At 51.9% G+C, this 13,318-nt stretch carries 14 protein-coding genes; 8 read left to right on the plus strand and 6 right to left on the minus strand.

Annotated elements, in window-relative coordinates; genetic code table 11:
- Positions 1-20: 20 nt before the first annotated feature.
- Complete coding sequence (mnmA, locus tag P9L94_01695) at positions 21-1,082, minus strand: tRNA 2-thiouridine(34) synthase MnmA (protein ID MDP8242763.1); 1,062 nt, start codon at positions 1,080-1,082, stop codon at positions 21-23.
- A gap of 154 nt (positions 1,083-1,236) precedes the next feature.
- On the opposite strand from mnmA, the gene P9L94_01700 reads away from it, so the two are divergent.
- A complete protein-coding gene (locus P9L94_01700) occupies positions 1,237-1,926 on the plus strand; it encodes a hypothetical protein (GenBank protein MDP8242764.1) in 690 nt (229 codons plus the stop codon).
- Between the two features lie 107 nt (positions 1,927-2,033).
- Positions 2,034-2,624 carry a hypothetical protein gene (locus P9L94_01705; GenBank protein ID MDP8242765.1) on the plus strand — a complete coding sequence of 197 codons (591 nt, stop codon included), beginning with the start codon at positions 2,034-2,036 and terminating at the stop codon, positions 2,622-2,624.
- Here the strand turns inward: P9L94_01705 and P9L94_01710 are convergent.
- Together P9L94_01710 and P9L94_01715 are read right to left on the minus strand one after the other, a co-directional pair.
- A complete protein-coding gene (locus tag P9L94_01710) occupies positions 2,613-3,467 on the minus strand; it encodes a UbiA-like polyprenyltransferase (GenBank protein MDP8242766.1) in 855 nt (284 codons plus the stop codon). The genes P9L94_01705 and P9L94_01710 overlap by 12 nt on opposite strands.
- Positions 3,457-4,098 (minus strand): UbiX family flavin prenyltransferase, encoded by a 642-nt coding sequence (locus tag P9L94_01715; protein ID MDP8242767.1) that lies wholly within the window; start codon positions 4,096-4,098, stop codon positions 3,457-3,459. Before P9L94_01715 ends, P9L94_01710 begins: the two co-directional genes overlap by 11 nt.
- A gap of 183 nt (positions 4,099-4,281) precedes the next feature.
- On the opposite strand from P9L94_01715, the gene P9L94_01720 reads away from it, so the two are divergent.
- Together P9L94_01720 and P9L94_01725 are read left to right on the plus strand one after the other, a co-directional pair.
- Entirely contained in the window at positions 4,282-4,908 is a 627-nt protein-coding gene (locus tag P9L94_01720; protein ID MDP8242768.1) for a hypothetical protein, read from the plus strand.
- A gap of 56 nt (positions 4,909-4,964) precedes the next feature.
- A complete protein-coding gene (locus tag P9L94_01725) occupies positions 4,965-7,574 on the plus strand; it encodes a hypothetical protein (GenBank protein MDP8242769.1) in 2,610 nt (869 codons plus the stop codon).
- A gap of 82 nt (positions 7,575-7,656) precedes the next feature.
- Here the strand turns inward: P9L94_01725 and P9L94_01730 are convergent, their stop codons facing one another.
- Complete coding sequence (locus P9L94_01730) at positions 7,657-8,604, minus strand: site-specific DNA-methyltransferase (GenBank protein ID MDP8242770.1); 948 nt, start codon at positions 8,602-8,604, stop codon at positions 7,657-7,659.
- Positions 8,583-8,948 (minus strand): cupin domain-containing protein, encoded by a 366-nt coding sequence (locus P9L94_01735; GenBank protein ID MDP8242771.1) that lies wholly within the window; start codon positions 8,946-8,948, stop codon positions 8,583-8,585. Before P9L94_01735 ends, P9L94_01730 begins: the two co-directional genes overlap by 22 nt.
- Positions 8,949-9,220: 272 nt before the next feature.
- On the opposite strand from P9L94_01735, the gene P9L94_01740 reads away from it, so the two are divergent.
- The gene (locus tag P9L94_01740) at positions 9,221-9,724 is read left to right on the plus strand and encodes an NPCBM/NEW2 domain-containing protein (protein MDP8242772.1); all 504 of its coding nucleotides are present in this window, start codon (positions 9,221-9,223) and stop codon (positions 9,722-9,724) included.
- Between the two features lie 80 nt (positions 9,725-9,804).
- Here P9L94_01740 and P9L94_01745 read toward each other — a convergent pair whose 3' ends face one another.
- Positions 9,805-10,893, minus strand: coding sequence for a peptidylprolyl isomerase (locus P9L94_01745; protein MDP8242773.1), 1,089 nt, complete (start codon positions 10,891-10,893; stop codon positions 9,805-9,807).
- A 418-nt stretch (positions 10,894-11,311) separates the two neighbouring features.
- Between P9L94_01745 and aroB the strand changes: the two genes are divergently transcribed.
- From aroB to P9L94_01760, 3 genes are all read left to right on the plus strand, one after another.
- Positions 11,312-12,412, plus strand: a complete 1,101-nt coding sequence (aroB, locus tag P9L94_01750; GenBank protein MDP8242774.1) for a 3-dehydroquinate synthase — start codon at positions 11,312-11,314, stop codon at positions 12,410-12,412.
- 91 nt (positions 12,413-12,503) lie between these two features.
- Positions 12,504-12,899: a PEGA domain-containing protein gene (locus P9L94_01755; GenBank protein MDP8242775.1), complete on the plus strand. Its 396-nt coding sequence runs from the start codon at positions 12,504-12,506 to the stop codon at positions 12,897-12,899.
- Positions 12,865-13,317, plus strand: coding sequence for a hypothetical protein (locus P9L94_01760; protein ID MDP8242776.1), 453 nt, complete (start codon positions 12,865-12,867; stop codon positions 13,315-13,317). The genes P9L94_01755 and P9L94_01760 overlap by 35 nt, the downstream gene beginning before the upstream one ends.
- Position 13,318: the final 1 nt, after the last annotated feature.

A 13,318-nucleotide genomic window follows, 5' to 3' on the forward strand; every position in this document is an offset into this window, starting at 1 on the left:
TAATCAACGATCAGCAATGATTATTTTTTGATAATCATGCCGCCGCCGAGGATTTCATCATCGCGAAATAACACTAATGCTTGTCCGGGCGCAACGCCGTATTGCGGCTCTTCAAATTCAATTGAAACGAAGCCGCCGCCGCATTCATTCACCACAGCGTTCGCGGGTTCGTGGCGGGAGCGAATCTTAGCCTGAAGTTTCTCGCCGACTTGTGGCTCGTGAATCCAACGCGTTGAGGTTGCGGTCACGGCGCTTTCACCCAAGTCTTCCATTGAACCAACGATGACGGCGTTTCGTTTGGGGTCGACCGCCGTAACGTAAAACGGCCCGCCCGACAGCCCCAGGCCTTTGCGCTGCCCCACCGTGTATGACGCGACTCCCTTGTGCTTACCGAGTTCGGCGCCGTCCTGATTCAAGATCGGGCCTTCTTCGCTTTCGATATGCTCGGCGAGGAATTCATTATACGAACGCCCCAACGTGAAGCAGATTTCCTGGCTTTCTTCTTTGTCGGCAGTGACCAGCCCAAGTTTTTTGGCATGACCGCGCGCCTCGGCTTTGGTCAATTCTCCCAGCGGGAAACGGATCCTCTTCAATAAATCTTTGCGAACGCCGTAGAGGTAATAACTCTGGTCTTTCTCCCGGTAGGCGGCGCGGGAGAGATGCGGCTCGCCCTCGGCGTCGACTTCGAGACGCGCATAATGCCCGGTGGCGACATAGTCGCAATCCCATTGCTTGGCGAGGTCGAAGGCTTCTTCAAACCGGACGAAACTATTGCAGCGAACGCATGGGTTCGGCGTGAAACCGGATTCATAACTTTTAATAAAGGGGATGATGACTTTCTGGTTGAACTCCGGCGCCGTGTTGACGGTGTAGTGGTCGATGCCCAATGACGACGCCACACGCTTGGCGTCGCGCACATCGCCGAACGAGCAACAGCCGCCGCTCATTTCGCGGGTCGGCTCTACGTCAAGTTGCTTCATGGTGGCGCCGACCACTCGGAAGCCCTGCTCCAACAGCATGGCGCCCGCCGCGCTGCTGTCTACGCCGCCGCTCATCAAAAGTAAAACGCTTTTATCCGTCATGTCTCAATTTCGTTTCGTTCAATTTTCTTGCAGATGGGATTATATCCGCTCGCATCAAAAATGCACGTTATCGCCGCCCGCCTACGAAGGATTCACGAAATATGATATTGTTAAGTGTGCGTTTAACCTTAAAATTTAGCGGGAGGATATTGTAATGAAAGCCTTCAAACTGATAGGGATGCTTGCTGTTGTTGCGTTGGTTTCGTTTAGCGCTTTTGCGGCTGACGACATGCCGAAGATTTATACGGAAGACTTTGAAGACGGCAACGCTGACGGCTGGGAGTTTACCGATTCCAGCGCTTGGCGCGTTGAAGACGATAGCGGCAGCAAAGTGCTTTGCCAATTTAAAATGAGCGAATATGAACCGCCGGTGCGCTCGCCGCACAACATCGCCTGGATCAAAGACCTGTATGTATCCGATTGCGTGATTGACGTGCGCCTCAAATCAACCGGGCGCAACTACGGCCACCGCGATATGTGCGTCTTCTTTAATGAACAAGATTCCAGCCATTTTTACTACGTCCACATGGCGCCAGCGCCGCCGACCGATCCCAACGCCAATAAGATTATGATCGTGAACGGCGAGCCGCGTAAAAACATTTGCACCAAGACCAATCCGGGTTTGCAATGGAAAGACGACACCTATCATCACATTCGCGTAGTACGCGATACGGAATCCGGCTCGATTAAAGTTTACTTTGACGATATGGAAAACACCGTGCTCGAAGCCAAAGACGACACCCTCAAAGCAGGGCGCATCGGTTTTGGCAATTTTGACGACACCGGCTGCATCGACAACATCAGCATCAAAGGCGTCAAGGTCGAAAAATCAGCCGTGAAATAACTCCATCATACCGCATGGCTTTGTGATGGGCCATGAAACGATAAAATGAATCAACCCAATGGGCGGCGCGTTGCGTCGCCCATTGCTCAATAAAACGGTGAGATTGAATGACAGAAGAAACATCAATATTCGGCGGAAACGCCGAAGACAATTTTGAATTTAAGAAAAAACAGCGCCGCTGGTTATCCGGCCATTTTGACGCGGACCTGCCGCCGTGCATCTCCTTTGACTTGGAACCGGTGACCGATATCCCCATTCGCCTTGCAGTCGAAGAAGGCGCGATTCGCAACAAGCGCGATTTGTGCATTTTTAAAACGACGGACGAATGGCGCGAGTTTCCCAAAGGGACCGTTATCATCGCGCAACTTCTCGAAGAAAACGCGCCATACGCGCTGTTCGTCGGCGACGGGCGCAAACTATCGGCAATTGAAAAGAAAATACTCACAAACTCGCAAGACGAGGGCGAGAGTTCTCCGGTAAAGTCAAAACCAAAACAACTTCACGCAACTCAACCCAAGGTCGATGCGCGTACACGAAATCGCCGCCGCAACTTGCGAGCGCGATTGGGTAAACTCGGCGTACAACGCACGTCGCCGCCGTCGCGCAAACGGGCGCAATATCAGAGTATGCAAGAATGGAAAGCGGTTGGTCAGCAGAAAATTTTTACGCGGAGACGCCAGCAGCGATCAAAGAAATAAGTCCAGCAAGGTAAAGCCGAACAGCCCGATGCTGATAACGCCGTTTACATTGAAGAACGCCATGTTGATTCGGCCGATGTCATCGGGACGCACCAGCAGATGCTCAAACAAGATCAAGCCCGCAAACCCGGCTTCGCCCAGAAAAAACCAGCCGCCTAAATTCGCTGTCCAGCCAAATGCGCCGATAAAAATCACGCTGAAGACATGCAAAACGAAAGCGATGCGCAAGGCGTTTTGTTTTCCGAAGCGCACCACAATGGAATGCAAGCCCATCTTTTTGTCGAAGTCTTCATCCAGCAGCGCATAAATCACATCGAAGCCCGCCACCCACAGCAAGACGCCCGCGCCCAGCAAGACTGGCGGCAGCGCAAACCCGCCCGTCACCGCGATCCAAGCGCCGATGGGCGCAATCGCCAGCGAAAGCCCCAACACAAAATGGCAGAACGCGCTAAAACGCTTAAACAGGGAGTATCCACAAACGATCACCAGCGCGACGGGAGAAAGCAAGAGCGCCAATGGGTTGAGCATCCACGCGCCAAAGAAAAACAACGCAACGCAGATAATGAGCAGCACACCCGCTTCGGTCATTGAAACAGCGCCCGCTGGGATATGCCGATCTTTCGTGCGGGGATTCTGGGCGTCAATTTTCGCGTCAACCATGCGGTTGAAGGTCATCGCACAGGTGCGGGCGGACGCCATGCAAAGTAAAATCCACCCCGCGACGCTCCATTGCAGCGGGCCGTCTGCGGCGACGAATGCGCTCATCAAGGCGAACGGCAGGGCGAAAATGGTGTGCGAAAAACGCACCATGCCTAAGTAATTGCTTATTTTGTTAATCAGCATCCTGACCTGTTCGCAAATGCGTCTTGGTTGAAATGGGGTCGAGTTCGCCCCAGCCTCCGCCGATCAGCGTCTTGGCTTCAACGCCGAGATGTTGCAACACGCGCTGGACGATAAAATCGACCATGTCGTTCACGGCTTGAGGGCGATGATAAAACCCGGGGCTGGCCGGCAAGATGATGGCGCCGTTCTGCGATAAGGTCAACATATTCTGCAATTGGATAGTGCTGTATGGGGTTTCACGTGGAACCAGGATCAGCGGGCGGCGCTCTTTCAGCGCGACGTCGCCCATGCGCCCGATCAGGTTTTCCGACGTTCCCGACGCCAGGCGCCCCATCGTCCCCATGCTGCATGGCACGATGGCGACCGCGTTCAAATCATACGAACCGGAAGCGGGCGCCGCGCCAACGTGAGTGTGATGATGATAGATGATCCACTCGTAAAATTTGTCGTCGAATCCCTGGATATGCCCGGTTTCCAGGTCAATATCGACGCCCAGTTCGAGGCGGGCGACGTGTACAGTATTCGGAGAAATGGTCAAATGGACGGTAATTTGCCGCGCCGCGAGTTCTTCAAGCACGCGCAATCCAATAATCGTACCGCTTGCTCCAGTGATGGCCAATCCAACCTTCATTTTGCTTCCTTAGAGGACGGTGCAGACGTTCTGGACCGTTGATTTTTGTGATGATCGGGTAATTTTGTTCAAGTCAGTTTTAAAGATTGTATTTTTTAGTCCGATAATGCAACAGGGTAAGGACTATTATTTTCTCGATTTAGCTGCGGCGTGGTATGGAATCCGCAGCTTGAACGTTTTACAATGGTTATGAAACGATTTGAGCGCTATTTCGGTTGCTTATCAGGAGACGCTGCTCTGCTGGCGACAGCGGAAGGCGTTTATTTACAGGATAGATACGTGGAAGATTCAGACCATCAAGGCCCTTATTTTTTAATGCAGATCACAGCAATGCTGTGTTTGTATATCGCCGCCGTGAGCGTAATTGACGGCTTGTTTGGCTTATATTCGTATCTCGCGTTCTCGCTGGGGATGGCTGATCCCACGCAAAGCCCTGCCTGGCAAGAGACTTTTAATGAATTTCAAAATTATCCAGTACGAACATTGGGTTTTACCCTCTATAATATAATTGTTTGGAACACAGTAATCATTTGTGCAATTTGGATGCTGCGGCGCCGAATGTGGGCGTTGCACAATCTGCGGCGATTACTGAGTTTGGATATGATTGTTACCGTGCTTATTTTGTGTTGGCCCTTGGCGTTTGCGTTGTTTACTCAAACAGAGATTCAAGCCCGGCACATGACAAGCCCCGGTTTATTTATTTTTGTGAATGCATTACAAGTGGGCGCAATCATCGTTTTAGCGCACCCTCGCGTTCAAAAAGCGGTGGAACACAGCGCAGCGACGCGCCAATCTAAAGAGAAAAAGTGAATCTTTAAGCGTGCCGAGGGATCACGTTTTAGGGAGAACGAAACAGAGGTGGAATCATGCAAACGGCCGAACTCCAATTCGTGCTTCGCAATTGCTTTGCTATTGATGAAATGCGGCGCATACTGCGTACAGTTTCTCCCTCCGAGGACCCTTACGAGGCCGCCGTTGAGGCAATTCTGAACGAAGATGAAGACGGCCTGTCCGTCTTGGATGAACTAGACCGCGCGTCACTGAAACAACGGCGAAAAGTGCGCTCGATGTCAGCGAAAGAGTTGCGTAGCGGCGTCGCGTTTGAGTTTATGGAACGGGGACGCACACTGGCGCACACCGTATGGGCGTTGATGCGCGACGACCGAATCGCTGCGAAAACCATGGCTGATTCTCTGGTGCAGCAATTCGACGAACCCGAAGACGACCAATCCGATAGCGCCGAATCTGAGATGATTGACGTGCCGATCGCCGTCAGTGAACTCTTATCAGATATTACCGCGCCTGAAGAGCCCGAAATTGATTTAAGCCATCCACACCCCGAAGAACCAGAAGTTGAACCGGAGCCTGAGGTTCCTCAAAAAAACGCACAGGACATTCTTTCGGAAGAAGAAATTTCCCGCGAAGTCGATTCACTGATCGATTCGTTAAAAGATGACCCCTCATTAGAATTAATTGAAGAAGACGACGACGATGGTGACATTGTTTTAGATTCGTTTGATCTTGAAGATGATGAAACGGAAACCATCCTTGATGTTTCTGAAGAAGACGACGATTCCGAAGGCCTTTCGTTTAGCGATATTGATTTAGAAGCCTTAAATCAAGAAGTGGTCGATGAAATCACTCCAGAAGCAGAAGACGAAAGCGACCTCTCGTTTGATATTATGGGCGAAGCCGTTTCAGATGACGACGAAGATGATGATGTAATTCATACGCTTGAAGACGTCGATTCGCTGATCGCTTCGTTTCAAGAACACGAAATCAGTCAGGCTGACGATAGCGAGTTTGAAATTGACGCAACCGACAGCGATAGCCCGCTTGAATTTGATTCAAGCGTAAGCGTCGAACTAGGCGGCGTCCCGATTCCGTTAAGCGCGTTGCAGCAGGCGTGTGAGCGCGTTTTTCAAGAACCGGTCGAGTTGGTGATTGATGAAACGCTGACCCGCGACGATAAAATTGTTGTGGTCGGCAAGCAATGCGGCGTCCGCGTGTTGCAAGGGCCGAGCTGCGCCATTACAGCCCCGGATGAAGACTTTGTTCCTAGCGATGCTCCCGTGATTGTGTCTCCGGCGAGTTTACAATCCGCTCTGTCGACGATTCACGGCGAAAACATCGAGATTGTTCCTGATGCGCAGTTACTTTCGCGAGGCATCGTTGTGTTTGCGGGCCAGACCATTGGCATCGGCATGTACGAACACCCGCGCATGCAAGTGTTGGTCGATGAAGACGGCGCCGCCGCTGAACCAACCGCAACCAGTCAGGAAGCGGTCGAATTGCAAAACCGCATTCAGTTACTGGAAGAACGCCTGAGCGCATTGGAAGCAGCGCCTCCGGTCATGGCAGAGCCTGTCGCAGCAGCGCCGACGCCTATCTCCGAACCGGAAATCGAAACAGAGCCTGAACCGGCCCCCGAACCGGAACCGGAAGAAAGCCTTTCAAAAGAAACCATTTCGTTAGATGAAATAGAATCCGAAGAATTATCACCTGTCACCGAAGACATTGATGAAGACGATCTGATGGCCGCCATCGCCTTGCAAGGCGATGATGACGAAGATGATGACATCGGGTTATCCGACCTTGGCGAAATCGAAGAAGACGTCGCTGTAGACGCCGAAGAAGAACCGGAAGATGACGCGCTAGACCTAGGCGCCCTCGAAGACCTCGTCGATGGCGAAGGGGATGAAACTGACGCAGCACCGGAAGAAGAAACCGCTTCAGACGAAACCGAAGAAGAACTTGACCTCGACTCGCTCGATTTGGGCGAACTCGACTTAGACGCTGATGTCGAGGAAGAAAGCCCCGATGAAGCAACAACCGAAACCGCTGAAACGGAACCGACCGAAAGCGAAGAAGAAGATGTTAGTCTCGATGATCTAGGCGACTTAGACCTCGATTCTCTCGGCGACGATTCGCTGACAGATGATGCGCTGAGTGAACTCGGACTCGGTGAAGACAGTAAAGACGGCGAAGAAAGTCTTGAATTCGACGAATCAGAACTGGGCGATTTAGATCTCGACATGGGAGACGAAGACGGCGAGGGTGATGAAGAAGACGACAGCGCCATCGGCGATGCGCTTGATCTAGATGTATTGAGCGAACTCGACGAAGGCGGCGAAGACGACTTTACCCCGCATAAAGTGTTCAATGGAGAAAAGATTCTCTTACTGGGCGGAGAAAGCGACCACAGCGAAGACTACCAACGCATCGTTCAAGAAGTCGGCGGCGCCGCTGAGTGGCACGGCGAATTGAATGGAATGAGCCCTGAAGAAATTACCGAACTGGTCGACCAATGCGATTTGATACTCACCCTTTCAGGAGACGCGCTTTCTGACCCGGGCATCTTACAAGCAGTGAATTACGCCCAAGAGAATAACAAGCGTCTATTTGAACATCATTCCGCCAACCCGGTCAGCGTACAAAAACAACTGGTCAAATTGGTTGAAGACGGAAAAGTGTAAAGGAACCGCATCCGAACGGCTGCAGCGTTTTCATGCCGGTTTCAATTCATAAAAGAACCAAACCATAAGGGGACATAGCTTGCTATGTTCCCTTTTTTGTTTCATCAATGGAGAACAATTCGGCCTGATCGGGTAAGTGATTTGCATGAGGGATTTTGTCAAATTTCGCGACCAGTTGCAGTTTTCGGAGCTGCAACGGATCACCGATTCGCTGACAGCAGATGGAAAAATAGCGCTCGGATATTTCATAACCGATGAATTTGCGCCCCAACGCATTTGCAACTTTCGGCGTCGTTCCAGCGCCCATGTACGGGTCTAACACGGTATCGCCGCGATACGAATACAACGTAATTAACCGATAGGGAATCTCCTCAGGAAACGCGCATGGATGCACCGCTTGATTGGGCGGAATCGGCGCAATGTGCCAGACATTATTGGCGATGTCGCGTTTAAATACATCATCAATCTCAATCTGGTTGGCGGCCTGTTCCTCTTTGCTGCGATTGCGGTAGATGGGTTGCTCGCCGGGCTTGCGGAAAACCAAGATGCTTTCCGTCATGATGTTTGGGTAATAATAACCGGGGTATGGATGCTGAATGGTCACCCGCGCGCGCTTCACGCCGCCAGTGACTTTGTTCCAGGTGATATCCTGGTGGAACTCCCAACCAATTTGCTGAAGCCGCGAGGTTACGTCAGAGGGCACGGGATAATGTTTGCCTTCGTGTAAAACCGTGCCGATGATAATGGCACAGAACCCGCTGGGTTTTGTCACGCGCAATACCGCCTCGAAGGCGCCCTGCATTTCATCGAGGTAGCCTTCGTAAGGGCCTCCATCGCGGGTGCGATACCATTGCGACGGGTCTTTGGAATGCTGTTCGTAATCAATGGCGTTCCAGTAAGGCGGACTGGTTACGGTGAGCGCAATTTCATCCGGCGGCAATTCAGCCAGATGTTCGCAAGAGCAATGCAGCAAAGTCCCATTTTCAAAATGGCGTTCGTCCATACCGATTACGACTCGGTCTCGTCGCAAAGATATTCGTCGCCGGGGTCAAACGCCGGAACCGGCACGACAATCGTTTTGAAATCACCGTAGCCGCGATGCGGCGTCCCCGGGTTAATGAGCACGGTGACGCCGGGCGTCAGTTCAACGGCGTCATCGCCAATCTCCAATACGCCTTTGCCTTCGAGGATATGATAAATCTCAGTCGTATTTTTGTGGTAATGCCGTTTGGAATCCTGGATGTGGGTGATATGAAATCCTGCGACCGGGGTATCGTCGCGGGTAATGATTCGCGTCGCGCTGCCGCACGGACACGGCGTCGGGATGACATCGTCTTTATGGCGGGCGACGTAGCCCTTGGTTTTCACGTTCATGTCAATCTCCAGCACTTCATCATTGTCTTTGCAAGGAAGAATTAGCGACCAAAGCGTGGGGAGGGCGAACCTCCTGGTGAGCCGCGATAATAGAAAATGCCTCGAAACAAAGCGGCTCGTCGGGAGACTCGCCCTCCCCCCATCTTTGTGATGTTGCTGTATAGGCAATGACGTTTTTTTTGAGACTTCAACAGTAAGAATACCATGCGCCCGCACCAGATTGAATGCGCGCGCCTTGACCATTTACGCGATCTACTCATACGATTCGCGTTATGAAAAACGCACTGTCTCCCCTCTTAGCCGTTCTCGCAGCATTCGCCCTGGTCGGCGCCTGGAGCCTGCTTCCGCCGCAGGATGTCTTTATATCCGACTTGGAGGTTGAAGTCGTCAGTTGGTATTGGGCCGAACCCCAGCGGGACGCTTCGACCGACGGCAACAGCCTGATGATCGGTGAGCGGTGGTTTGCGCGCGGTTACGGCGTTCATGCCGCCACGGAATTGAAAGTGCCCGTCCCTTCAACAGCGAAGGCGTTTATCACGTACATCGGCATAGATGACGAGGTCGGCGAAGAAGTCCCGTCCAGCGTACAATTCATCATTATCGGCGACGGCGCGACCTTGTACGAAAGCCCCATGATGGTCGCGACTGATCCGCCGCGCCGCGTGTATCTCAATGTCGAAGGCATTGCCGAACTGCGTTTAATTGCGACCGACGGCGGCGACTCGCCCAACCACGACCACGCCGACTGGGCCAACGCCCGCTTTCTGTCAGACTAATTGGCTCAGTCACGCCCTTAAACACAAAAAAAGAGCGCAGCAGATGCTGCGCCCTTTAGTCATCAATTTGAATTCAGACATTACTTCAGTTCGTCTGGTGAGAGTTGAATCGTCGGAGAGGAACTCGCGTTAGGATCGGCTTTTGCCGCGTGGCGTTTTTTCCAATCGTCATCACTCATAACAGTTTCAACTTTGGCGTCTTTTTCCAGCGATTCGATATAGCTTTGCACATTCGCTTGCATTTCAGTATTTTTCAAATGCGCTGAGATTTGGGGTTTCACTTCATCAATCGGCGTGACGCCTTCTTCGCGCTTGCCATTGAGTTGAATCAGGTGATAGCCAAACTGAGTTTCGACGATCTGGCTCACTTCGCCTTCTTTCATGCCAAATGCGGATTCTTCAAACGGCTTCACCATTTGACCGCGGCCAAACCATCCCAAATCGCCGCCCTGAGGCGCGCTGGGGCATTTGGAAAACTCTTTTGCCGCATCGGCGAAGGCAATCTCATTCGATTCGATCTTCTTGCGAATGTCCGTCAATTGCTCTTTGGCTTTGGCCCGATCTTCGTCGGTGGCTTTTTCATCGGCCATCAGAAGAATGTGAGAGGCTTGCACCTGTTCGGGCGTTTGGAAATATTGCGAGTTGGAATCATAAAATTCTTTGCAGGCTTCGTCGGTCGGCTCTGCAGGCTCTTTAACTTCTGATTCCAGCACTTTTTGGTAAACCAGTTGTTGAGCGTAATCTTTGCGCAGTTCTTCTTCGGTGGCGCCGCGTTGCGCGAGCATCGCCTGGAAAGCGTCTTCGGTTTTGGCTTGTTCTTTAATACTATCGATAAACTCGTCGACTTCTTCTTGGGGCGCTTCAATCTTTAGTTCATTGGCTTTTTGTTCGAGCAGCGTCATTTGGGTTAATCGTTTCACGGATTCCTCGTAGAAAATCACATAGGCGTTCTGTTTCAGTTGCGGCGGAATTTGACCGCCTTTGGTCGTCATGAAACGATCAATTTCGTCCATGATTTCGGCTTCGGTAATGGCTTTGCCATTGACCTTGCAAACGTCAATATTTTCACGCGGCTGGGCCGCGTCTGCCTGGCTGTATCCAAACGGCATGGAAACAAGCGCCAGCAGTCCGCAGAATAGCAATGCGGCTGAATGGGTACGAACGAACATAATGATAAAACCCCTTTACCGGATTTCGCGGAATACAGTAAGCGCAAGAAAGAACAACCGGGGGAAAACTTAGGCCGGTGCAGATACTGCGCGGACAGTCCACGTGGATGGCAAGTTAATCGAACATTGGGCGCCCGTCAACTTGCTTTCAACATTGTATCATAAATGAATGCAGATGAAAAATGCAACGCAGGGTGAATGAAACCGCGCCCGGTGATATACTCCCTTCCATCTTAAATAGACAGTAATTGATAGGGTGGACTCGCGTTGTGTCATTGCGAGCGAAGCGAAGCAATCTCGTTTTACATTAAACTTAGGGATTGCCGCAGTCGCTAATGCTCCCTCGCAATTGACACGCAAGTCGGGTATTTCGCATGAGTGAAAAATCCTCCCGATGAACATTAATCAAAGCAGGATTATGGAAACCAAACAGTCTCAAACCAATATCCGGGTCGGACTCGGCGACCGCAGCTATACCATCACCGTCGAATCCGGCGTCATCGACCAAGTCGGCGAATACGCCAAATCACTCGGGTTTCACTCGCCGCTGGCGATCATCAGCGACGATACTGTCGCGCCCATCTACGGCGAACGCGTATTAAATTCGCTCAAAAATGCGGGCTTCGAGGCAGAATTGATCTACTTCCCCGCTGGCGAGACCCACAAACACCTCGAAACCGTCTCGTATCTCTATGACGAAATGGTGAACTTGCGCCCCGAACGCGACGGCGGCGTGATCGCGCTGGGCGGCGGCGTCGCGGGCGACATCGCGGGCTTCGTCGCGGCGACGTATCTGCGCGGGCTGCGCTTCATTCAGGTACCAACCACGCTTCTGGCGCAAGTTGACGCCAGCGTTGGCGGCAAGGTCGGCGTCGACCACGCAGGCGGAAAAAACCTGATCGGCGCCTTTCATCAGCCCCATGCGGTGTTGATTGATCCATTATCGCTGAAAACTCTCGACAAGCGCCAAATTCGCGCTGGACTGGCTGAGGTCATTAAACATGGCGTCATCGCCGACGCCGCGTTGTTCGCGCGCGTTGATGAAACGCTTGACGCTCTGCTTGACGTAGATGTCGATGCGTACGGCGAGATCATCCCCTGGAACTGCCGCATCAAAGCCCATGTGGTCGAACAAGATGAACGCGAAAGCGGCGTCCGCGCCATTTTGAATTTCGGCCATACCATCGGTCACGCTGTCGAAGCGCTGACCGGCTACGAAACCTATCTGCACGGCGAGGCCGTGGCAATTGGAATGCTTGCTGAATCGCTGCTTGGCGAAAAACTCGGAATCACGCCGCCCGAAGTTACTCAATCCATGCAACGCTTGATTGAACGAGCGGGGTTCCCAATGGAAAAGCCCAAAATCGACGCGGATGCGCTGATTGAATCCATGTTTCGCGATAAGAAAGTCAAAGCGGGCAAATTGCGCTTTATTTTTCCTGAAAGCATCGGTAAAGTAAGGATCGAATCAGTCGATGACCTTGAATTGATAAAACAAGTATGGGACTCATTTCGTTAAAAATAGACAGCCAACTTTAGCCTGAATTCTAGAAACTCGGTTGACACGCAACATTATATCGGCTGTAATACTCATGATCGGAGACTTTCGGATGTCCAGTCGTAGTCTCGTTTTAGTTGTATTTTCGTTTTGCTTGATTTCGGTTGAGGGATGCTTGACGACTCTGGTGCGGGTAGAAACCACGCCGCCTGGAGCGCAGGTGCATTATGACTACCAGCCCCAAGGCGTCACTCCAACCGAATTCGAGGTCGACTGGTACGGAAAACACCGGCTCACGCTCGACCATCCCGAATTTGGCCGCCGGGTCGAAGACGTCCACTTGAAAGCGCCAGCCTATCTGACGTTTCCCATGGATTTCTTTACCGCGATTTTGCCCTTCAAAGTCGTTGACCGGCATACCATCGAGATTGATCTGAGCGAAGATGCGACGTCCAATACGGAGGAGCCAGATCATGAATCAGAGGGGACGCAACAAAACAACCCGTAACCAGGAATCGGGCGGCGGCAATGCGCTGTTTACGTTGGGTTTGGTCAGCGTGATCGCACTGTTAATCGTCGGCTGGGTCATGCAAGGCGGTATGGAGTCACTCGCCGGCAAAGCCAAAGACCTAAGCAACATCACTCTGGGCGGCGCTCAAACCGCTGAAAATCCCAACGACCCAGAAGCGAAATTGACGGCGGCCCCGGTCAATGTAACGGCCCTCCAGCCTGCTGCACAAGAAAGTTCTCAGGCGGAACTCCGGGTCATCACCGAAAAATGGCAAACCAAACTCGAACAAGAACGCCAAGAATATCAGCGCCAGGTTGAGTCAATGAAAACCAATTACGAAAGCCAGATTAAAGACCTGGAAATGAAGATGAAGATTCTTCAACTCGAAAATAAATCGCTTCGGGGAAATTCATAAA

It is taken from the genome of Candidatus Hinthialibacter antarcticus (assembly GCA_030765645.1).
Classification (GTDB): Bacteria; Hinthialibacterota; Hinthialibacteria; order Hinthialibacterales; family Hinthialibacteraceae; genus Hinthialibacter; species Hinthialibacter antarcticus.